This window comes from Vibrio sp. 10N.261.52.C2, from assembly GCF_041471425.1.
GTDB lineage: Bacteria > Pseudomonadota > Gammaproteobacteria > Enterobacterales > Vibrionaceae > Vibrio > Vibrio crassostreae_C.
The window spans coordinates 4,453-27,265 of record NZ_JBFROH010000026.1; the positions used below are offsets into that span (position 1 = coordinate 4,453).

20 protein-coding genes are annotated in these 22,813 nt (G+C 44.5%); 8 read left to right on the forward strand and 12 right to left on the reverse strand.

Annotation, left to right across the window (positions count from 1 at the left end):
• Positions 1-66 precede the first annotated feature (66 nt).
• Positions 67-420, reverse strand: a complete 354-nt coding sequence (locus AB4307_RS10505; RefSeq protein WP_017068500.1) for a DUF4870 family protein — start codon at positions 418-420, stop codon at positions 67-69.
• 385 nt (positions 421-805) lie between these two features.
• Complete coding sequence (locus AB4307_RS10510) at positions 806-2,383, reverse strand: EAL domain-containing protein (RefSeq protein ID WP_372131827.1); 1,578 nt, start codon at positions 2,381-2,383, stop codon at positions 806-808.
• Between the two features lie 345 nt (positions 2,384-2,728).
• On the opposite strand from AB4307_RS10510, the gene AB4307_RS10515 reads away from it, so the two are divergent.
• Both AB4307_RS10515 and AB4307_RS10520 read left to right on the forward strand, forming a co-directional pair.
• Positions 2,729-3,151, forward strand: coding sequence for a lysozyme inhibitor LprI family protein (locus tag AB4307_RS10515; RefSeq protein WP_372131829.1), 423 nt, complete (start codon positions 2,729-2,731; stop codon positions 3,149-3,151).
• Between the two features lie 154 nt (positions 3,152-3,305).
• Complete coding sequence (locus tag AB4307_RS10520) at positions 3,306-4,097, forward strand: carbon-nitrogen hydrolase family protein (protein ID WP_372131831.1); 792 nt, start codon at positions 3,306-3,308, stop codon at positions 4,095-4,097.
• Between the two features lie 102 nt (positions 4,098-4,199).
• Here AB4307_RS10520 and AB4307_RS10525 read toward each other — a convergent pair whose 3' ends face one another.
• The 8 genes from AB4307_RS10525 to AB4307_RS10560 all read right to left on the reverse strand — a co-directional run bounded on the left by AB4307_RS10525 (position 4,200) and on the right by AB4307_RS10560 (position 13,707).
• A complete protein-coding gene (locus tag AB4307_RS10525; RefSeq protein ID WP_372131833.1) occupies positions 4,200-6,659 on the reverse strand; it encodes a CHASE3 domain-containing protein in 2,460 nt (819 codons plus the stop codon).
• Positions 6,660-6,880: 221 nt separating this feature from the next.
• Positions 6,881-7,882, reverse strand: coding sequence for a substrate-binding domain-containing protein (locus AB4307_RS10530; protein ID WP_372131835.1), 1,002 nt, complete (start codon positions 7,880-7,882; stop codon positions 6,881-6,883).
• A 152-nt stretch (positions 7,883-8,034) separates the two neighbouring features.
• The gene (gene rbsK / locus AB4307_RS10535; RefSeq protein WP_136982135.1) at positions 8,035-8,979 is read right to left on the reverse strand and encodes a ribokinase; all 945 of its coding nucleotides are present in this window, start codon (positions 8,977-8,979) and stop codon (positions 8,035-8,037) included.
• Between the two features lie 198 nt (positions 8,980-9,177).
• Entirely contained in the window at positions 9,178-10,056 is an 879-nt protein-coding gene (gene rbsB, locus AB4307_RS10540) for a ribose ABC transporter substrate-binding protein RbsB (protein WP_372131837.1), read from the reverse strand.
• Positions 10,057-10,177: 121 nt separating this feature from the next.
• Complete coding sequence (gene rbsC / locus AB4307_RS10545) at positions 10,178-11,170, reverse strand: ribose ABC transporter permease (protein ID WP_009844905.1); 993 nt, start codon at positions 11,168-11,170, stop codon at positions 10,178-10,180.
• Positions 11,167-12,672, reverse strand: a complete 1,506-nt coding sequence (rbsA, locus tag AB4307_RS10550; protein WP_016766766.1) for a ribose ABC transporter ATP-binding protein RbsA — start codon at positions 12,670-12,672, stop codon at positions 11,167-11,169. The genes rbsC and rbsA overlap by 4 nt, the downstream gene beginning before the upstream one ends.
• Positions 12,673-12,772: 100 nt before the next feature.
• Entirely contained in the window at positions 12,773-13,192 is a 420-nt protein-coding gene (gene rbsD, locus AB4307_RS10555; protein WP_017060853.1) for a D-ribose pyranase, read from the reverse strand.
• Between the two features lie 200 nt (positions 13,193-13,392).
• Positions 13,393-13,707 carry a winged helix-turn-helix domain-containing protein gene (locus AB4307_RS10560; protein ID WP_017060852.1) on the reverse strand — a complete coding sequence of 105 codons (315 nt, stop codon included), beginning with the start codon at positions 13,705-13,707 and terminating at the stop codon, positions 13,393-13,395.
• 85 nt (positions 13,708-13,792) lie between these two features.
• On the opposite strand from AB4307_RS10560, the gene AB4307_RS10565 reads away from it, so the two are divergent.
• Entirely contained in the window at positions 13,793-14,305 is a 513-nt protein-coding gene (locus AB4307_RS10565) for an outer membrane beta-barrel protein (RefSeq protein WP_240799178.1), read from the forward strand.
• Positions 14,306-14,420: 115 nt separating this feature from the next.
• Here AB4307_RS10565 and AB4307_RS10570 read toward each other — a convergent pair whose 3' ends face one another.
• Positions 14,421-15,464 carry an endonuclease/exonuclease/phosphatase family protein gene (locus AB4307_RS10570; RefSeq protein WP_372131840.1) on the reverse strand — a complete coding sequence of 348 codons (1,044 nt, stop codon included), beginning with the start codon at positions 15,462-15,464 and terminating at the stop codon, positions 14,421-14,423.
• A gap of 341 nt (positions 15,465-15,805) precedes the next feature.
• Between AB4307_RS10570 and AB4307_RS10575 the strand changes: the two genes are divergently transcribed.
• From AB4307_RS10575 to AB4307_RS10595, 5 genes are all read left to right on the forward strand, one after another.
• Entirely contained in the window at positions 15,806-17,701 is a 1,896-nt protein-coding gene (locus tag AB4307_RS10575) for an extracellular solute-binding protein (protein ID WP_372131842.1), read from the forward strand.
• 12 nt (positions 17,702-17,713) lie between these two features.
• On the forward strand, positions 17,714-18,802 hold the full coding sequence (locus AB4307_RS10580) for a microcin C ABC transporter permease YejB (protein ID WP_004730359.1): 1,089 nt from the start codon (positions 17,714-17,716) through the stop codon (positions 18,800-18,802).
• A gap of 31 nt (positions 18,803-18,833) precedes the next feature.
• On the forward strand, positions 18,834-19,856 hold the full coding sequence (locus tag AB4307_RS10585; RefSeq protein ID WP_372131844.1) for an ABC transporter permease: 1,023 nt from the start codon (positions 18,834-18,836) through the stop codon (positions 19,854-19,856).
• Between the two features lie 9 nt (positions 19,857-19,865).
• Positions 19,866-21,518, forward strand: a complete 1,653-nt coding sequence (yejF, locus tag AB4307_RS10590; RefSeq protein ID WP_372131846.1) for a microcin C ABC transporter ATP-binding protein YejF — start codon at positions 19,866-19,868, stop codon at positions 21,516-21,518.
• A 117-nt stretch (positions 21,519-21,635) separates the two neighbouring features.
• Positions 21,636-22,172, forward strand: coding sequence for an RNA-binding S4 domain-containing protein (locus AB4307_RS10595; RefSeq protein ID WP_017064730.1), 537 nt, complete (start codon positions 21,636-21,638; stop codon positions 22,170-22,172).
• 184 nt (positions 22,173-22,356) lie between these two features.
• Here AB4307_RS10595 and AB4307_RS10600 read toward each other — a convergent pair whose 3' ends face one another.
• Positions 22,357-22,800, reverse strand: coding sequence for a F0F1 ATP synthase subunit epsilon (locus tag AB4307_RS10600; protein WP_017060844.1), 444 nt, complete (start codon positions 22,798-22,800; stop codon positions 22,357-22,359).
• Between the last annotated feature and the right edge of the window lie 13 nt (positions 22,801-22,813).

Genomic DNA, 22,813 nt, shown 5'->3' on the forward strand with positions numbered 1-22,813 from the left:
CGAATAGACGAATAGACGAAGATGTGAAGCCGTCGCTTTAAAGCTGCGGCTTCGCATCTTTTCATATTAATTAAAACTCTTGTCTGAAGTAATTTTTGCTAAACCAGCAATCAACTTCCAAAGCGTGTAGATCGCGGCAACAAGAAGAACAACATAGCCAATAACAAAAACGGCTGTTAGAGCGCCAATGATAGTAAGCACAATCGAAACAAAGAATGTTTTGGTGATGTTGTCGTAGTGATCCGCAAAGACAGTCCCTTGAGCATCGGACTTTTTAACGATGCCCCAAATACCACCTGCAAGAAAACTAATACCAGTAAAGAAGCCTAATAGCATTAACGCATACGCGATGATGGCATGAGTTTTTGCATTTTTGTCCTTCTCTGAGAGCCCCGTATTAATTACTTCAGTATTTTCCATGTGATTGATTCCTAGGTTAATTTAATCACGCACATGATACGGTATTATCTTGTTGATGGTCACGAATTAGTTGCTTGTTGCATATGTTACATGCTGCGTTGTGATGTGTTTGGTATTGTGTGTAGAGTGTATGTCTCACTGGGTCTTTGTTGATAAAAAAGACATTAACGAAAAGATTGATTGGAACAAAAATCACGCTGATAGCATGCTAGCGATTACGAGTAGTCATAAAACCAACCAAAACACGCGTCGATAATTTAAGTCACAAATATGGTAAAAGCCTGCCTGGGTGTAAGAGTGGGGAAACGTACCGTAAGCTAAAGTGACGCGTTGTACTAAGCATTATTCTGAACTGTATCTTCAGCGCTTATCCCATCGAACCTGTTTAAAGCTGCTCACATTTTGGTGTTGAAAAGGATGATTCCTCAACGTTATCGGACTCAAAATGCTGCTGCCTGAGTAAGCTGACAGTCAGGTTTATCGGCATCGGCTTATAAAAATAGAAGCCTTGGATATAGTCGACACCGAGCTTAGATAAGATTTTCACTTGGGATTCGTACTCAACACCTTCGACGATGACTTGCATGCCTAAGGAGCGTGATAGTTGAAGCATGGACTCTAGCAAAGGGAGACCAAAGCTGGATTCGTCGGATATGTTTTTCACAAACACGCGATCGATTTTGAGAATGCTGAACGGGAACTGTCTTACGAAATCTAACCCTGCGTAGCCTGTACCAAAATCATCAATCGCGACTCTGACGCCCCTGTTCGATAGCTTGGTTAGGTTGTCTCTAATTTTGACCATGTCGGCATCAGAACATTCACCATCTTCGGTTACTTCAAAAACTACCTGTTTGAGAATCTCAGGGTGTCTTTTAAAGATGCTGATCACCTTGTTAGAGAAGTTACTGTTGGACACAACGTTGCGGCTGATGTTGACGCTGATGTACTTCGAGTCGAACACGTCTTGATTGCTTTTCAACGTCATTAATACTTTGCGTAGCACGAAGTAGGTGAGCTCCTCAATCAAGCCTAAGCTTTCAGCAAGCGGAATAAAAATAGCAGGGGAGACGTTACCTTCAATTGGGTCGTTCCATCGTAATAGTGACTCACAGCCGACGATCTCGTTGGTGTTTTGGTTAACGATAGGCTGCATGTGAACATGAAGGTGCTGGTTTTTTAGCGCACTTGAAAGCGAATATTCTAAGCTGCGTTGGCTCTGCTTTTTATGTTTGATGGAAAGGAGAATAATGGTGGTGATTCCGGCCATCAAAAAGCCAAACCATAAATAGCTCAACATGAAGCGAAGATAAAACTGATACCCAATGTATGAGGTGATGGTCAATGGGTAGGTGTTCGATTGTATCCGCACCTTGGCGATTGATGAGTCAATAACGGTAGGGTGGATATCTCTTTTGATCACCTCTACTTTGGCCTGTATTCCATGGCTGCTGAGGTTTGTTTCAACAAGGTCATAGATGAAGTGTGGCGGAATCATCAGGCTCACTCCGGCATCTTCTTTGTTCGAGAAAATGAGCATAATGGACTGAACTTGTGTGATGGCCGAGTTCGAATACGACAGGGTCGTTAAATTCGGGTCGTCATTGAGCCGCTGCCTGATGGTGCTGTATAGGCGAAATGAAACGTCACCATCGGTGGTTGAACAGTAAAATCGGTTCTGTTTATTGAATACCGCTGCTTCTTTTACCCAATCGGCTTCAAAAACGTTTTGTCGAAGCTGTCTAACGATCGCGTCGCAAGACTGTTCAGGTCTAACTTCAGATAAAAAACGGTCGAACCTTGATTGGATCCCTTCTAACCTGGTTTCAACTAACCTTGATGTGTCTTCGGTTAATGTTTGGTAGTGATACGGTGTAAAAGGAATGAGCATTACCATGGATAAAAAGAAAGAAATGGCAAAGTAAAATGAAGTCTTAGCAATGTTTTGGTACTTGATATCCATAGTTGGAGAAGCGTTACCGATTTATGTGAGCATTCGATTTAATTTATAAAGTTAACGATTACGTAGCAATATAAATAATTAATATTGTGAATGCAGGCACGAATTATTGATATAAATAATATGTTTTCTAGTTTTACCAGCAAAATCTGAGCGTTATCTCATTTATTTGAGTTGGCGAGGCGTCATTTTTGATGATTCATGCGGATAACAAATGATTATATCCTGATAAATTTTATTGTTATTTGGTCTAGCTGAATGAGTTGAATGAGCTAAATATTGAGCCACGTTTAAATAAATAGAGTCACGACTCGATTCGTTTTGGTGGTGACAGCATAAAGGATGATTATGACAAAACTGATATCGGCACTCATAGCGCTGTGCTTCTCATTCTCTGCGTTGGCCGACGAAGGTGTTGTTGATTGCGAGAATGCGATGAATACCATCGAGATCAATCACTGTGCGGCAATTGAGTTGGAATCTGCACAAGCGGAACTCGATAAATACCTTGCAGCCAGCTTTGAGCACAATGCTTATGATGCTCAGTTGGTGGCGTCAATTAAGAAAGCTCAGGAGAGCTGGCAGGCGTACATGACAGCACATTGCGATTCTGTTTACACCCAATGGCGTGATGGTTCTATTCGAGGGGTTATGGCGCTTTCCTGTAAGACGACGTTAACCAAGCAGCGCACGCATGAGGTGTGGGCGAATTTCTTAACCTACATGGACAGCACGCCTCCGGTTTTACCAGAGCCTAAAATAGCGCCGTAGGCAGGTTTAAAATACGTACAGGACTGTGCACCTGCTTCAACCTTTGGCGGGCGAATAAGAAAACGATCGGGGATTGCCTTACTCTTTCGTTCTTAGTGCTTAGTCTCCCGCTTGAGCATTACAGCTTGAAGTATTACCTAGCAAGGAATCGATTGTGAGCAATGTCAGTATCACGCTTATTCAGCTTGAAGTTGAATACAAAAACAAACAAAAGAATATAGATTCGGTCTCTGATCTTTTGCAAGCGGAGCCGTCAGTTGGCGATATTACTTTACTGCCTGAACTGTTCACTACTGGGTATATTTTTAATGAGGCTGAAGAAATTCATGAATTGGCTGAAGACTTCGCCGACAGCAGTACTATTGATTCATTAACTCAGCTTGCAGCGAAGCATGACACCTTGATTGTTGCAGGCATTGCCGAGAAAGATAGCGGCCAATATTACAACAGCGTCGTGGTTGTGGATGCTTCCGGTTTACGACACAAATATAGAAAAATCAGTCAAACCAAATTCGATAAGCAGTATTTCTCGAGAGGGGAGGAACGCCTCTCGTTTGAGCACAAAGGCTTAAAGTTTGGTGTCGCGATTTGCTTTGATATTTGGTTCCCGGAGATCATGAGAGGGTATCAGTCGGTCGACGTTATTCTTCACCCTGCCAACTTCGGTGGGCATCATAGTTTTGCCATTGCTCAAGCGAGAGCCTTGGAGGAAGGGTGTCACATGGTTACTTGTAATCGCGTCGGGCAAGATGTGGTTAATGCGTTTACCGCGACTTATTGTGGTGGAAGCCGAGCCTACTCACCCAAAGGGGAGTTAGTGACTAAACTTAACGACAAGCAATCGGTAGAAACCGTGAGTATTCAAGATCCCTCGATTGCGCCGCAATACAATGGTATTGATGTCGAAAATGAGATCCAACAAATAACCGATCTGTTAAACCGCTAAACCGATAGACCGTTAAATCGCTAGAACAGAGACTAGCGCGGTATAAGATCGAAAAACGCAAGGTGATTAAGCCTTGCGTTTTAGCTTGGGAACGAAGCGCTCTTAAGCTTGATCGTTCATTTGATTCAGATGCTCGACTGAATGGGCGTTTTTCATCCGCTGAACTTGATGGATATTGACCATAAGGCGATTGAGCAGCTTTTGCAGTCGTTCAATATCCGGCAATTGTTGATTTTTGGCTTCGACTTCTAGTTCCAATGCCTGCTTAGAAAGCATGTTAAGACCTAAGTTTAGCGACATGCCTTTAATGGAGTGCAGGGTACGACAAAGTGGCTCCAACTCCTTCGCTAAATAGTATTCGATGACACGGTCAACCGACTGTTCGAACTCAATAATGGTTGAGTCGATAAGTAAACTGAACCCTTCCGTATCGTCTTTAAGTATGCGTATCACTTCTGACTGACTTATCTCTTCTTCTGTTAATCTCAGTGTTTCAATTGGCTTGCGATGAAGTTCGACGATATTTTTGATGTCAGTCGAGCCTTCGGTTTTTATTTGCTTAGGTAATCGATTCGAAAATTGTTGCAGGGCATCGAAAAAGCTCTCTTGTTGCAGAGGCTTGGTCAGAATATGGTCGACACCCGCCTGAATAAAGTTGTCATGCGCCTCACGGAATACATCGGCCGTATAAGCGAATATCAAGGTATCGAGTTTCAGCTTTTCGCGGATGTAATTTGTTGTCTCGACCCCGTTCATTTCAGGCATATGATTGTCCATCAAGATAAGGTCATATTGAGTGGTTTTGAGGCGTTCAATTGCTAGTTTTCCGTTCTCTGCATGATCGACATGATGGCCGAGCTTTTCACAAAAGCCTTGTGCAACAATGGCATTAATACGGTTATCTTCCACCAACAGGATACTTAACGAGTCATAACTAAGAGTTTCTGCATCGACTGTATGGGTAGCGATGTCTTTCGCTTTGCTTTCTTGCCATGTGATAGGCAGGGAGACTTGGAATTTTGTACCAAGCCCAACTGCACTGGTTAATGTGATTTCTCCGTTCATGAGGTTGACTAGGTTCTTGACGATTGCGAGGCCAAGCCCTGTTCCGCCAAACTTCCTTGTTGTGGAAGTGTCGGCTTGTTCGAACGAATTGAATACCTGCTCGTGCTTATCTTTCGGGATACCAACTCCGGTGTCTGTTACCGTGAGAATCAGTTGATTGTTGGGGCGATTGAGGTCAGCTTGAATGGACACATGACCTTCTTTGGTGAATTTGGTCGCATTGCCGCCCAAGTTGAACATGATTTGACGTAGCCTTGCACAGTCTCCGACGAGTTGGATGTTTTTCGGTATGTTATTTTCGATCAACAGGCGAATGCCTTTTTCATCGGCTAAGGGTTTTAGAGCGCTGCATACAGGCTGCATGACTTGAACAAAATTAAAGGGTGCCACATCTAGCTCAAGCTTGTTTTCTTCGACTTTTGAGAAGTCGAGAACGTCGTTGAGTATTGTCATCAAGTGGTGACCAGAATCGAGAATGATGTTGATGTTCTCTTTTGTTTCGGGTTCTTGGGTCTGGCTTGCAATGATTTGAGATATTCCAAGAACGCCGTTCATTGGCGTTCTGATCTCGTGGCTCATGGTAGACAGAAAATCGCCCTTAGCTTTTACTGCGGCTTCAGCTTTGGTTCGTTCGGCGATTAGCTCCTGAGTTTTCGCTCTCATTTCACTGTCATTACTGATCAAATTGTCTGTCATTTTTTGAAAGCTTTGTTTGAGATGAGCGATTTCGTCTTGGGTGTTTATATTCGAACTCAATTCCAGAGTTGCAGCACCTTGATCCAAATGGCCAGCGGCAACTTGGTTAGTGGCCTCAAGTAGGGTGTGTAATCTTCGATTAATACGCTTTGACGCCCACGCAGCAACAAGGAGTGATATGAACACGGAAAACAGTGTTCCGAGGATTAATATGTAGCTAGTTTGATTGGCTGAGTTCTCCGATTTTTCGACCCTGGTAATAATAAGTTTTTGTTCAATTTCAATGAATTGAGCAATCTCTTGGCGGATCTCGTCAATCAATTTTTTTCCGGTTTGCTGCTGAGTGAGGTCGATGACACTTTGTATTTCAGCTTCGCCTTTATTGACAAGGCTGCGTTGATTGATCTCTTTCTCTCCAGACTGTTTCAGCCATGTTTTATGAATATCATCGATTCTATATAGGCGTTCTACTTGAGGTGGGTTATCACTCACTTGATTCGCAAGGGTTTGGAGTTTTTGAGGCCATACATCAAGAGCTAAATGGTAGGGTTCTAAAAAAACAGGATCACCCGTGATCAAGTAACCACGTTCAGCCGTTTCTATGTCGACTGTTAAGCTGAGAAGTTCTTGAGCCCGAGCGATGGCTTTATGTGTGTGTACAACCCAATTATTGTCTTTTACAACCGTTCGGGTGTTTTCATGGACAGAAAAAGCCACGATAAGCATCAAAGCGATAGGAATCAAAAAGCTGACTAATAGCTTTTTCTGTAGGGATATATTGTCAAACCAACCCGCGATCATAAAACAGCGCTCTCCATGTCGTTGTTATTCACTGTTAGTGTAGATGATCATTAGTTGTTAAGTGCGCAAATAGTTGCTGAGTGCGTAAATACATACTTTAGCGTGTAAGTTTCGCATATTAACGGCATTTTAGGGGCGATTAAGCGGCGTTATTATGTTTCAAAGACAAAAAAGCTAGCTCAATAAGCTAGCTTTCAACGGTGTGATGAGTGTGGCGAGTATTAAAGCGCTTTTACGCTGCTTCGTTCAACAAGAGTAGGTTCAAGTTCAACGACTTGCGGATAAGCATCTGGAGTTTGTAATCTGCTCAAAAGCGTATCCACTGCGGTTTTACCTAAACGATGTTTTGGCTGGTGGACAGTGCTTAACGCGGGTGTCATGTACTTCGACAGGTGGATGTCATCGTAGCCAATGATAGACAGATCATTCGGAATCGATGTGCCATCTTGCGCCGCAGCGTGAATCACGCCCATCGCCATCATATCGTTACTGACGAACAAGGCAGACGGCATTTCGCCACGAGTTTTCAATGTCTGATAAGAGTCAAAACCACCGTCACATTCAAAGTTGGATTCAACAATCCACTTAGGGTTGATCTCTAAATTGGCTTCTTCCATTGCTTGCTTGAAGCCTTGATAACGAGACGAAGCTTGATTGCGGTGCAGTGGGCCAGTGATACAACCAATTTGAGAATGACCGTTATCTATCAAGTGCTTAGTTGCCATGTAGCCACCTTGGTGCGAGTTGTCTTGGATCTTATCGCTCGCAAACAGCATAGGGCCCCAGTCCATTACCACAACAGGCAGTTCTGGGTAGCGATCAAATACATCGATATGTTCGCCTTCAAGGGTAGAACACATCAGCATCAAGCCATCGACACGCTTTTGCAGCAAGGTATCGATAGAGGATTTCATGCGTTCGCTGTCACCTTCGGTGTTACACAAGATAAGGTTATAGCCTTTTTCGTAGCAACGACGTTCAACACCTTTCACCACTTCGCCAAAGAATGGATTGGTGGATGTGGTCACTAGCATTCCCAAGGTTTTGGTTTGCTTCATTTTCAAGCTGCGAGCCAATGCAGAAGGCGCATAGTTGAGTTCTTTAGCCGCACTGTTAACACGCTCAGCAATCTCTTCACTGACAAAGCGTGATTTGTTGATCACGTGGCTCACGGTAGAAGTCGAAACCTTTGCGAGCCGTGCGATGTCTTTCATTGTTGCCATAAAAAATCCTTGTGGGAATAACCTTCCACGTTGGGCGATATTCTGCCTGAAAACAGGGGCTTATGCTTGTTATTTGTTGTTACCGAATTTGAAGGCTAACATCCGTTAACTACGGTTTAGCTCAGGAGTTAACCCTTCAAATAGGTATCAAGCTAAGCAGGCAGTTGCTCTGCCAAAAACGCATCGGTTTCAGCACGGGTTGGAATCGACGTTTGAGCGCCAAAGCGGGTCACAGAGATAGCAGCAGCAGCGTGGGCAAATTTAATCGCACGCTCTAGTGGCATATCTTCAAGCAAGCCTGTCACCAACGCGCCGTTAAAGGTATCACCTGCGGCAGTTGTATCTGTTGCTTCAACACGGAAACCTGCGATTAATTCACCTTCGCTGGCTTCATTTCCTTGACCGCGATGACTCACCCACACGCCTTTCGCGCCTAGCGTGATCATTACCGTTTCGATGCCTTTAGCATGGAGAGCCAACGCAGCCTGATGAGCAGTTGCGTTGTCTGTCACGGTAATGCCTGTCAGTACTTCAGCTTCGGTTTCGTTTGGTGTAATCACGTCAACACAAGCAAGCAGCGAATCCGACAATGGACGAGCAGGGGCAGGGTTTAGAATGACTTGCGTGCCACTCTCTTTTGCTACTTTCGCAGCGTATTCAATGCCTTCAATTGGCGTTTCAAGCTGAGTCAGCAGGTATTTAGCGCCGCGAATCTTTTCTAAGTGCGGCTCGATTTGATCGCAAGTCAGCTTGTCGTTGGCTTCCGCAGAAAGACAAATACTGTTTTCGCCTGTTGCGGATACTTGGATCATCGCGATGCCAGTAGGCGTGCTGTCTGCAACGATCACACCGTCGATGTTTATACCATCTTTAGCAAAATCTTGACGAATATTGATGCCAAATGGGTCGTCACCAACACAGGCGATGAAGCCGATATCTGCGTTTAATCTTGCTGCCGCTACGGCTTGGTTTGCGCCTTTGCCGCCAGGAATGACCTGATAGTTACCGCCAATCAAGGTTTCACCCGGACGAGGGAACGAAGGAACTTGTAGTACGTGGTCAGCGTTAACGCTACCTAAAACAATCAGTTGAGTCATGATACGAGCCTTATGATATATCGTATTTGAAAATGCATGGGTCTTTCTCATGATGTTAATTGTTCGCCTTGTTAGCGGCTTATGAGAAACAGCGATGCACTGTCGGGTTTTGCTTTTTGTTTTGAGTCAGTGAGCTAATGAGCTAAGCAAAGCAGGGGATAGGGGACCCCTGCTTTATATCGCGTTACTTAGTAACGATTACTTAGCGATGATTTTTAGAGGTACTGGTACGTACTCGTCTACAGTTTCGCCTTTCAGTACTTTGTCTGCCATTTCGATACCTAGAGAACCGATTAGGTCAGGCTGTTGTGCAACCGTTGCGCCAAGTAGGCCACGGTTAACAGCAGCGATGCCGTCGTCTGTGCCATCAAAGCCAACGATCATCACTTCTTTGCCTGAAGCTTGAACTGCGCGAAGTGCACCTAGTGCCATTTCATCGTTCTGAGCGAATACTGCTTGTACATCTGGGTTAGCAGCAAGTAAGTTTTCCATTACGTTCAGACCTTTAGTACGGTCGAAATCAGCAGGTTGGCTTGCAAGAAGCTCAAGGTCGCTGCCGTTTACTGCATTCATGAAGCCTTCACCACGTTCACGAGCTGCAGAAGTACCAGCAATACCTTCAAGTTGGATTACTTTCGCTTTTTCGCCCACTTTTTCCATGATGTAGTGACCCGCCATTTCACCGCCGATTACGTTATCAGAAGCAATGTGGCTCACTACGTCACCACGGCTTGCACCACGGTCTAGCGTTAATACGGGGATGTCTGAGCGGTTAGCAATACGAATAGCGTTAGACACAGCGTCTGAATCCGTTGGGTTAATGAGGATTGCTTTAACACCACGAATGGTTAGATCTTCAATGTTCGAAAGCTCTTTGCTTGGGTCGTTTTGAGAATCAAGAACGATAAGCTTGTAGCCTAGCTCTTCCGCTTTCGCTTCTGCGCCATCTTTCATGGTTACGAAGAATGGGTTGTTCAATGTAGACAGAACGATTGCCATTGTATCTTGCGCCTGTGCAGATACAGATACCGTTGTAGAAAGAAGAGCAGCAGAAATAAGAGTCGCTAATTTTTTCATGGTGTAAGTCCTTTATGTAGGGTGAGCTAGGTTGGATAACCCTAGCTCGTTGTTACATTATTTATAGATTTAATGTTTATAGGTTTGTTACTGATAGATATTTTTAATATAAAACAGAGATTTACTTGTTTTTGTTGTCGACTAATACCGCCAGAAGAATAACCACTGCTTTTGCAATCATCTGGTAGTAAGAAGATACGTCTAATAGATTTAAGGCGTTGTTTAGGAAGCCGATAATCAGTGCACCGATCAATGTGCCCATGATACGGCCACGACCGCCGGCTAAGCTTGTGCCGCCAAGAACTACGGCTGCGATGGCGTCTAATTCATAACCCATACCTGCTGTTGGTTGAGCTGATGACAATCGAGATGCCACGATGATGCCAGCCACCGCTGCTAACAGACCACAGATTGCGTAAACGCCGATTTTCACTTTGTCTACGTCGATGCCTGATAGGCGAGTTGCTGATTCGTTGCCACCTAGTGCGTAAACATAGCGACCAAAGCGTGTGTGGTTAAGTAGGTACCATACCGCTGCGAACACTACGACCATGATCCATACCGGAACTGGGATGCCCATTGCGTAGCCTGTACCGAACCAAGCGAAGGCGTCTGCTGTGTCAGTGAAACCAGTAGAGATAGGACGACCGTCGGTGTAAACCATGGTTACGCCGCGAAGTAGTGTCATAGTCACAAGCGTTGCGATGAAGGCTTGAACCTTACCCTTGGCAATAATCACACCACTGATAGCACCTAATGCTGCACCTGCTACTAGAGCGGTTGGCACTGCGATCATCACTGGGATTTCCATGCCAATCATGCTGGCTGCGAATGCACCACAAAGTGCCAGTACAGAGCCGACACTCAAGTCGATACCTGCGGTTAAGATAACCAGCGTCATGCCTACAGCGATAATTGCGTTAACTGAGGTTTGGCGCAGAATGTTTAGGATGTTGTCGACAGTAAAAAAGTTTGGGTTTAAGAAAGAAACGACAACAATCAGGAAGATCAAAGCAATCAATGACTTTTGGTCAATCAGCCACTCTTTGCTGATTAACGGTTTTTTCTTTGGCGCTTCAGTTTCAGTTGTTTTGCTCATGGTTTTAGTACTCATGCTGCGTCCTCGTTGATCTTTTTACCGACCGCACACGCCAGTAATAATTCTTGGTTTGCTTCTTTAGCATCAAATTCACCGCTTACACGGCCTTCATGCATCACCATGATGCGGTCACTCATTCCTAACACTTCTGGCATTTCAGATGAGACCAAAATAATGCTCATACCGTCAGCTTTGAATTTATTAATGAGTTGGTAAATTTCTTTTTTAGCACCGACATCGACACCACGCGTTGGCTCATCGAGAATCAGTACTTTTGGTTTGGTCATCAAGCCTTTAGCGATAGCTACTTTCTGTTGGTTACCACCAGAAAGGTTGCCAATAATTTGTTCGCGAGTCGGGGTTTTGATGTTGAATAGTTTGATGAAGTCATCAACCGCCATCACTTCATCTTTATGTTGGATTTGACCGCTTTTAGTCAATTGATCCAATGAACATAAAGACATGTTTTCTTTAACAGAAAGCCCTAGAACTAAGCCATCGCCTTTACGGTCTTCAGAGATGTAAGCGATGCCATTTGCTAAGCCATCTTTCGGACTTACAGGGTTAATGGTTTTGTTTTCTAGGTTGATGACACCGCGCTCACTCGGAAGGGCACCGTAAATCACTTTCATCAGTTCAGTACGACCAGCACCCATCAAGCCAGACACACCCAAAATCTCGCCACGCTTTAGAGTAAAGCTCACGTCATGAACACCAGAACCCGTCAGGCCAATCACTTCAAGGCAGGTTTCACCGTGGCTCTGCCCTATACGTGGATATTGCTCGTCCAACTTACGGCCCACCATCATTTCGATCAGGCCATCTTCGTCGGTGTCTTTTACTTCACATTGGCCAATGAACTTACCGTCACGAAGTACGGTGATGTCATCACAAATTTCGAAGATCTCTTTCAAGCGGTGAGAGATGTAAACAATGCCGCAGCCTTCAGCACGAAGTTCGTTAATCACCTTAAACAGAGACTCAGTTTCGGTATCGGTTAATGCATCAGTTGGTTCATCCATGATGATGACCTTAGACTCAAACGATAGGGCTTTTGCAATCTCTACCATTTGCTGCTCACCAAGGCTCAACTGACCTAGAGGCGTTTTCGAGCTGTGTTTCACGTTAAGGCGTTTAAGTAGCTTGTCTGCTTCTTGGTACATCTCGTTCCACAAGATACGACCCATGGTGCCAGTGATTTCACGACCTAAGAAGATGTTCTCGGCGATGGTAAGCTCTGGTATTAGGTTCAACTCTTGGTGAATGATACTAATACCGGCTTGTTGTGAATCACGCGGTCCTTTAAATGCCGCCGGCTTACCTTGGTAGGCGATAGTTCCGCTGTCCAAGTGATAGATACCCGTAAGCACTTTCATAAGCGTTGATTTACCTGCACCGTTTTCACCCATTAACGCCATGACGCGTCCTGGATAAACGTTGAGGCTTGCCTTATCCAGTGCTTTCACACCAGGGAAGGCCTTCTCAATTGAGCTAAGTTCTAAAATGGCTTGAGTCATGTCGGTTCCTTTACTCGGGGCCAGTTGTATTTGATTATTCTGTCTATGTATTGTTTTTGGTTCAGTGATGACACTGAGCTGTCGTTGCGTTTTGCTTGAGCTAAAAGGTTACGCCAGCTTGGAAAATAACATTTGCGTATGGTGTGCATTCACCGGTGCGAATCACTGCACGGCTTTCATGCGTTCGCTGTTTGAATTCTTCATGAGTGATGTAAGTAATAGAAAGCGATTTGCCACAACGCGCTTCTTCTGTCTTGATTAAATCAATCAGCGCAGCGTGGTGCTCTGGGCTTACTTTCGCAAACTCTTCTGCAATCACAACACCTTCGATTTGAGATTCATCCAGCATGGTTTTTACCGTTTGCTGAAAGCTTGGGACACCGTGAGTTAAAGCAAGATCAATACGAGTTACGTGGTCTGGAATTGGTAAGCCCGCGTCACAAATCGTAATTTCATCTGTGTGGCCAAGAGTCGCCACTAGGTAAGAGAGTTCAGAGTTTATTAGAGTACTTTTTTTCATATCACGACCTATCGAAAAATAACGCTTGATGGGTTGAGAACAACTCAAGAAAAGCCATCGAAACGTTTCGATAGTGATAATAGTGTCTGATTTATCATTTGCACGTTTGATTGTTTTAGAGTGTGATAATGATCATCGAAACGTTTCGATGGGGCGTTTTTTGGTGATCTTAGTCACCGCCATTGATGGCATAAATCCTTTTACGTGGGTTCAATCGATAGCGCATATCCGAACTTACTAATGGTAATGATCTGGACGTTGGATGCTCTTAATCGCGCGAACACATTGCGTAGGTTATAGACTACGTTTGCAAGAACATGTGGTGACGAGAGTTGTCCGTCCCAACACACATCAACAATATGCTCTCTTGAAATCGGTCTTCCCACATTTTCCAATAACAAGCAGAGCACTGCTAATAGGCGAGGGCGCAAAGTGATTTTGTTTCCTTGCTGGTTGGTAATCGTTCGAGCGTCGATATCAATGATTAAGCCGTTGAAGTCTATTGTGTGGTTCATCGTGTTTTCTGTTCGTCTTATTCTAAATTGTGGAGATTGAGCAAATTGGCCTGCTGTTGGAGCGGGTAATTATTTAAGTGTGCTAATGGTCGAAGTGGGCGGGTTAACTGACACGATCAGTGAGCCTATTACTTTTAAAGCCGAAGACAATACTTACCGATTAATTGCTGGTTACAAATTTAACCGCATTGTTTCGGTTGAAGCTCAATACACAGATTTTGGTGATATCGCCCTGAAAACGAAATCTGGTAATAAGGTTTTCACTTGGACACCTCAAATCTTTTCGGTAACGGCGAACCTCGGTTACACGTTTGATAATGGCATTCGTCCATTTGGCACTATCGGTCTGTCGACTATTGATCTAGACATGAAGCTTGCTGATGGCTCTCGCCCTTCAGGAGATGGTTTTGATGATTCGGGAGATGGCATCCGTATGGGTGTTGGTGTTGGATATACGCCACCTACAATGTCTTCGTTGAGCTTTCGCTTAGCGTACGAAGCCGATGCTTTTGATATCGAAGATTACGAAAACGGACACAAGACAGAAGATACTGCTGTTCTGGATTCTTTCTACTTAGGCGCAATGTACACATTCTAAGTTTCATACTTTGCTAAACGGTAAATCGGTTTCTAAATGGGGCGTCGGTTAGCTCAACCCGTTTAGCTAAAGTGGAAGGCCGCAGTTTTTGACTGCGGCTTTTTTATGTTTAACTCTAGGCTTCACGAATATGAGCGGTAACAGACACGATGGCATGGTCGGTACTGAATTGGTCGTGTTCAAAGCTTGGATTGGTGAGGTGATGGTCTAACACTGTGTAGCTAGAGATCTCCATCAAACTAGACGAGTTCTGACAATCAAACTCGTTCGACATCAAAATGTAGTCCAGTACAGACCCAGATGCGCCGTAGTAATGGGTTGGCTTACGCTGTTCAAGCAAATCTTCTTCATGTAGCTGATGGTAAAGATCCCAGCTGTCTTTTAATCGAAAGTGGGATAGCCAATGCTTGCTGTTTTCGTCTCGGTTGATTGAGTAATTCAACAGCCCTTTAAACTCATCATTAAACAGTGGCTTATTAAAGTCACCCATCAACACAACAGGTTGCTCGGTTTGGTAGCGTTGGTTGGTGATGTATTGATGCAGCATCTGAGCTTCTAGACCACGTTGGACACTCGATAGCCAAGAGCCAAGTTGTTCTTGGTGGAAGCGAGTGAGCGTGTCACTTTGTGGTTTTGCACCTTGCTGAGCGTTGTTCGTATCGACAGATTCTGCTTTTGGTTCTGTCGGACGTTGTGATTTGAAGTGCACCACATAACAGTCGGTTGAACCTAAATGGGGTAACGTAATCGTCGCGTGAACAGGTGTTCTGTTGAATGAGAATTTGTCGCCAAGGTTGAATGCTGTCAGTAACGTCGAATCTGGCGTAACAGGCTGCATGTTTTCAATCGGGTAACGGGAAGCGATCCCAACGACAGGTGAGGTATATAAGTAGTCATCCTCAACGTGTGCACTATCGACAACAGCAAAGTAAGGGTAGCCAAGTTCACTCATTAACTGCTCTAAAGACTGCGGGCTAAATATCTCTTGAAAGCCAATCACATCACAATCTAATGAACGAATCGTTTCAGCCATCCAGTGCTGTTTCTTCTGCCATTCATCGAAGCTGTAGATGTTCTCAAAATCATAGTAAGCATTCGGTGGTTCGAGGTAGTTCAAAAGATTGAACGTTGCGAATGTTATGTGGTTTGGTTTATTCAAAGTGTCATTCCATTTAGACCTAGGCAGCAAGGATACTCCAGTAAAGTATAGTTTGTTGATTATTTGGGGGTTAAGTTTGATTAATTAAGCCAATCAAAGTCAGTGACGCTTCTGTCATTTATGTTAGTGAGATTATTGTGACGCAACTTTAGCCTGCGTCATCAAATAAATTCGAGTGGTGACGAGTTAATTGTAAATAAACAGTAAGAGTTAGGGTGCTGATGGTTTTATTAGTTATTACATGATGTTAGATTTGAACCTATACTTGATTTAACGGCATGCATTCAAAGCCGATTAATCAACTTGAATATCGAATTCATAACATTTGAAGGGAGAGTCAAATGGGAACAGTTTTTCGACGCAAAGCCTCGCAGCGCACTCAGTTTTTCAGGTCTAATTTAAATTCCTGTGCAGTCATGTTGCCGCTTATTGTTTTACACCCCTCTGTTACTTACGCTTCTGATACCCAATCCACTCCTGCTGTCACCGTTATTGAAACCACACAATTGGTTGGTTTTGGTGAAGCAAAATATCCAGCCGACTTCACTCACTTCGATTACGTTAATCCTGATGCGCCAAAGCAGGGCAAAGTGACCTATGGCAGCATAGGTACCTACGATAGCTTTAATCGATTCGGTTCCCGCGGCGTTGCTGCAAGTTATACCGGAGAGATTTACGATACCTTGATGTTTTCTCCGAGCGACGAGATTGATGCATACTATCCATTGATTGCTTCAAAGGTTCGCTACGCCAGTGATTTCACTTGGATGGAAATCGACATCAACCCAAATGCTAAATTCCAAGATGGCGAACCTATTACCGCGCACGATGTTGCCTTCACTTTTGACAAGTTTTCAAAAGAAGGTGTGCCTCAGTATCGTGTGTATTACAAAGAGATTAAGTCAGTAAAAGCGGTCTCTGATTTGGTTGTTCGTATTGAAATGAACCATCCAAACCGCGAAAAACTGTTCAGCTTTGCGCAAAGCACTCGTGTATTGCCGAAACATTTTTGGAAAGACAGAAAACTGTCTGAGCCTCTAAGCGAACCACCAGTAGGTAGTGGTCCCTATAAGATCATCAGCTATAAATCTGGGCAAAGTGTTACCTACGGCCTAGATGAAAACTACTGGGCAGCAGACCTACCAGTCAATGTTGGTCGCAATAACTTCAAGCAAGTGCAGTACGATTACTATCGCGATGACACCGTAATGCTCGAAGCCTTCAAAGCAGGGGAGTTCGATCTTCGAACCGAGAACTCGGCTAAGTTCTGGGCCAACTCTTACACGGGCGCAAACTTCGATAAAGGCTACATCATTAAAGAAGAGATCAACCATGAGAAGCCTGAAACGACTCAAGGTTTTGTCTTCAATATTCAATCTCCAGTGTTCTCTGATCCTAAAGTTCGTGAAGCGTTAACGTACGCGATGGACTTTGAGTGGATGAACAAGAACATGTTTTATGGTCAGTACAAACGGACTCGTAGTTACTTCCAAAACACTGACTATGAAGCGAAAGGCTTACCAAGCGAAGCTGAAGTTGAGTTGTTGTCTCAATACAAAGATCAGATTCCACCGCGAGTTTTCACCGAAGAATTCCAACCACCCGTCACCGATGGTAGCGGTCGTATTCGTAGCCAAATGCGTACCGCTTTCAAATTGTTGAAAGAAGCGGGTTGGGTGCTGAAAGACAAAGTCATGACCAACGAAAAGACTGGCAAGCCGATGTCATTTGAGTTGTTGATTTACAGCCCAACCACGGAACGTATCGCAACGCCGGTTCAAAAGAACCTTAAGCGCATGGGTATTGAGATGAAGATCCGTACCATCGATACCACTCAATACATCAAGCGCTTGCGTGATCGTGATTTCGACATGGTTTCGTCGTCATTTTCCGCAAACCCTTATCCTAGCCCGAACTTAATGATCGTTTGGAACTCTAACTACATTGATTCTACTTACAATACTGCAGGTGTTATCGATCCAGTGGTTGACGCGTTAACAGAAGAAATTGCGCGTAACCAACAGCACCCTGAAAAGCTTCTTACACTAGGTCGTTCACTAGACCGAGTATTGCAGTGGAATTTCTACAACATCCCGCAATGGCACGTTGGCGAGTATCGCGTAGCAATGTGGGACAAGTTTGAGCGTCCAGATGTATTGCCAAAATACGATTTAGGTATCGATACATGGTGGATTTCAGAAGAGAAGGCGGCTTTGCTTCCTGAAAAACGTCGCTAGGAGTTAGTTAGCATGGCCGCGTATATATTTCGACGTTTATTGTTGGTGATCCCCACGCTGTGGGCGATCATCACCATCAACTTTTTCATCATCCAGATAGCGCCTGGAGGCCCGGTAGAGCAAGCTGTTGCTCAATTAGAAGGGCATAACTCTGGCATTATGGAGCGTTTTTCTGGTGGTGGACAAGAAGTTGATTTAAGTGAAAGTGATCAAGCGTCTGCCAGTGGCTATAAAGGCTCACGCGGGCTTGATCCTGAAGTGGTTGAAGAAATCAAAAAGCAGTTTGGGTTTGATAAACCGATTCACGTTCGCTACTTCGATATGTTGAAAAACTACGCGACCTTTAACTTTGGTGAAAGCCTGTTTAAGGGTGGTAACGTGATTGATTTAATCATCGAGCGTTTACCTGTCTCCATTTCCTTAGGGTTGTGGAGTACGTTAATCATCTATGTGATTTCGATACCCTTAGGCATTATGAAGGCGATACATCACGGCTCTCGTTTTGATATTTGGTCGAGCGCGGTGGTGATTGTCGGCTACGCGGTGCCGGGCTTCTTGTTTGCGATTATTCTGATTATCTTGTTTGCAAGCGGTAACTACTTCAGTTGGTTCCCATTGCGAGGGCTTGTGTCGAGTAACTTCGACCAGCTCAACTGGTATCAGCAAATTGGCGACTACTTCTGGCACTTGGCGTTGCCCATTTTCGCCATGGTTATCGGTGGATTCGCCACGCTCAGCATGCTGACCAAAAACTCCTTCCTTGATGAAATCAATAAGCAATATGTAGTGACTGCGAGAGCGAAAGGCTTGGACGAGAGCAGTATTCTTTATAAGCACGTTTTCCGTAACGCCATGCTGATCATTATTGCGGGTTTCCCAAGCGCATTTATTAGTATTTTCTTCACGGGTTCTATGTTGATTGAAGTGATGTTTTCACTCGAAGGAATTGGTCTGCTTGGCTTTGAATCAACCATTCAACGTGACTATCCCGTGGTGTTCAGCTCTCTCTATATCATGACCTTGCTTGGCTTGGTGCTGAGCATTATCTCCGACCTGACGTATACCTGGGTTGATCCTCGAATTGATTTTGAAGCGCGTTAATGGCGAACGAATAACAAGGTATTGATAATAAATGTTTAACAACCCTTTAGCTGAAGCTCGTTGGTTACGTTTTAAAGCAAACAAGCGTGGTTTTATCTCCCTTTGGATATTTACCATCTTGTTTGGCTTGAGCCTGTTCGCTGAGATCATTGCCAATGATAAACCACTCTTGGTTTCTTATGATAATCAGTGGTTTGTGCCTGTTATCAATGAATATGCCGAGACGGAGTTTGGTGGTGAGTTTGAAACCGAGGCTGACTATAAAGACCCGTATGTAATCGACCTCATTGAAGAGAGTGGCTATATCGTTTGGCCTATCATTCCTTTTAGCTACGACACTATCAACTTTGATATCGCAGGCGCGGTACCATCGGAGCCTGATTCGGTTAACTGGTTAGGGACAGATGACAAAGGGCGAGATGTATTAGCTCGTATCATTTATGGCTTCCGTATTTCCGTTCTATTTGGTTTTATTCTGACCATTGTATCGAGCGTGATTGGTGTCGTGGTTGGCGCAACACAAGGCTACTACGGTGGCTGGGTTGATCTATTCGGACAACGCTTCATTGAAGTCTGGTCTGGTATGCCGACCCTGTTCTTGCTGATTATTTTGTCGAGTTTTATTGAGCCGAATTTCTGGTGGTTGCTCGGGATTATGGTGCTGTTTAGTTGGATGAGTTTAGTCGGCATCGTGCGAGCGGAATTTTTACGCTGCCGAAACTTCGATTATGTGCGAGCCGCGCAAGCCATGGGTGTTGATGACAAACGTATTATGCTTCGTCACATGTTACCTAACGCGATGGTTGCATCGTTAACCATGATGCCGTTTATTCTTTCAGGCTCGGTGACCACACTGACTTCGTTAGACTTCTTGGGCTTTGGTCTTCCTGCGGGTTCGCCTTCGTTAGGCGAGTTGTTGGCGCAAGGTAAAGCTAACTTACAAGCGCCTTGGCTTGGCATTTCTGCCTTCGTCGTGCTTTCACTGATGCTTACGTTACTGGTCTTCGTTGGTGAAGCGGTACGTGATGCCTTCGACCCACACCAACAGAAGTAAGGATAGGTTATGACTTCAAATACAGCTCCTGCTTCAGGGTCAACAGCAGAGGCTGCTAATGCCTCTCCAGTTCTGACCATTGATAAATTGTCTGTCGGTTTCGGGCGTAAAGACTCGATAGAGCAAGTGACTCATGATGTCTCGTTGGAGATATACAAAGGTGAGACACTTGCTCTGGTAGGAGAGAGTGGTTCAGGCAAATCGGTTACCGCTAATTCAGTATTGAAACTGCTGCCTAAAGGCTCGTCACATTACTTAAACGGTAAGATTAACTTCTCTGGCACCGATATTCTGAGTTGTTCTGAAAGACAGCTACGTGGGATTCGTGGTGGTCGTATTGGAATGATCTTCCAAGAGCCTATGGTTTCCCTAAATCCGCTTCATCGAATTGGAAAACAGCTTGTTGAAACCCTCGCGATTCACCGAGGTATGCGAACCAACAAAGCGCAAGCCTTAGCGATAGAGTGGCTATCCAAGGTGGGGATTCGTTACCCAGAACAAAAGATATCAGCCTATCCGCACGAGCTATCTGGTGGAGAACGCCAACGCGTGATGATCGCAATGGCATTGATCAACGAACCTGAGCTGCTTATCGCTGATGAACCGACAACCGCATTGGATGTATCGGTACAAGCGCAGATTTTGGATTTGTTGAAAGACCTGCAACAAGAGCTCGGTATGGCGATGCTTTTTATCACTCATGACTTAAGTATCGTCCGTAAGATTGCCGACAGAGTAGCGGTAATGAAAGATGGTCGCTTGGTTGAAAGTAACGACTGTCATACCCTGTTTAACGCGCCTGCTCACCCTTACACTCAAAAACTTATTAACTCTGATCCGAAAGGTTTGCCCGTTCCTGTGTCACCCGAAAGCAAACCGCTACTCGATGTAAATCAACTTCGTGTTTGGTTCCCGATCACGGGCGGTTTATTCAAGCGCACCATTTCTCATGTTAAAGCCGTCACCGACATGGAGTTCACTTTGAAGAAAGGGCACTCAATCGGTTTGGTTGGCGAAAGTGGTTCTGGTAAATCGACGACCGGTATGGCGATACTTAAGCTGGTAGATAGTGAAGGGTCAATCACCTACTCGAGTGAACAGCTTCAAGGTTTAGATCGAAAACAGATGCTTCCGTTTAGAAGCCGCATGCAAGTGGTCTTCCAAGACCCGTTTTCTGCGCTAAACCCGAGAATGTCGGTCGCGCAAGTGATTGGCGAAGGCTTGTTAGTGCATCAACAATTGGATGAGCATGAGCTCGACCAACGCATCTGTGACGTAATGAAAGAGGTTGACCTCGATCCTGAAACGCGTCACCGTTACCCAAATGAGTTTTCTGGCGGTCAAAGGCAGCGTATTGCGATTGCTCGTGCTTTGATTTTAAAGCCAGAGTTTATCCTGCTCGATGAACCAACATCGTCATTGGACAGAACCGTTCAAGCTCAAGTATTGGATTTGCTGAAGTCACTTCAAGAAAAGTATGGCCTGACCTATTTGTTTATCAGTCATGATCTGAATGTCGTGAAATCCTTGTGTCATTACACCATCGTCATGAAAGCTGGCGAGGTAATAGAGAAGGGCGACACTGAGACTTTGTTTGGTAATCCGCAGCATGAATATACTAAGCAGTTGGTGAGTCTTTCGAATGTTGGTGGTGTTTTATAACGCAGAGGGTTTGTTTAAAACAAATGGGCTCTGGTTGAATTCAACATGGTCATTTCGTTGTTTTAAGATTACACTGCGCCCAATATTTCAGAAGTACATATTTAGGTAGAGGTCACCATGGACCAAGAACATTACGAAGACGCTGATTACGAAGGCCAAGAGCTGGGCGAAGAAGGCGAAGAGATTGAAATTGAAGCAATTGGTATTGATGTTTCATCACAGCCAATCGAGCTCTACAAAGTGTTTAAAATTGCTAACCTAGTGAGTGGTGGCGGTGAAGCTAAGCACATCATCTCTGAAGGCTACGTAGCGGTAAATGGTGAGCTAGAAACCCGTAAGCGTCGTAAAATGTACGATGGCGACTTCTTTGAATTCAACCAAGAATACTATGTAGTGGTGTGTGATCAGCCAGTACAAGAAGAATCAGAAAAGCCGAAAAAGAAAGAAACGCCTAAAAAAGAGAACAAGGCGAAGAAAGGTCAGTCTAAAAAGGATTCTAAGAAGAAGGAATCTAAGAAAAGCAAAGCAGAAATGCTAAGCGCAAAGGCTGAACCAAAGAAAGAGAAAAAAGAGAAGAAACCGAAAAAGAAAGCGGATACGCCAAAGCCAACACGTGATGACAAAAGCGGCCGTAATTCGATTGAGTTCTTTTAAACTACAGTTCTAAACGACTGCTCTAAACTGCTTTTCTAAAACGAATCTTTTAAAACTATTCGTTTGAACATCAAGCAACGTTAGACCTAGGTTTTACGTTACGCAGATATCAAAAGGCTCACTATTTAGTGAGCCTTTTTTGTATTTGTTTGCTAGCACAGCTAACGGCCAATAACGCTTATTCTCAGTGTCTTGTGTGAGAAGAAGTTAGCTCTGATGCACGTAACTGAGCAACGGCTTTCGCTAGTTCTAGCTGAGCTTGTGCAAAGTTAATGTCTATGTTGCCCTTGTTGATGTTCTCTAGAGCGGCATATTTCGCTTCTTCTGCGCGAGCGCGGTCAATGTCTTTACCATGCAAGGCCGTGTCGGCTAATAACGTAACCACATCCGGCTGAACTTCCAGCATCCCACCAGAGACATACAGCACTTGGCCTTCTGATTTAGGGTCTGTAACAAACACGGTTACGCCCGGTTTGATCTTACTGAGAAGCGGGGAGTGACCGGGGCGGATCCCCAGTTCACCGTCAGCGCCAGAAACGGCTAGGGCATACGCTGGACCTGAAAACAGCGTACCTTCCGCACTTACAATATTAAGTTGAAATGTATTATCTGTAATTCCGATAGCCATGGTGCACCTGCCT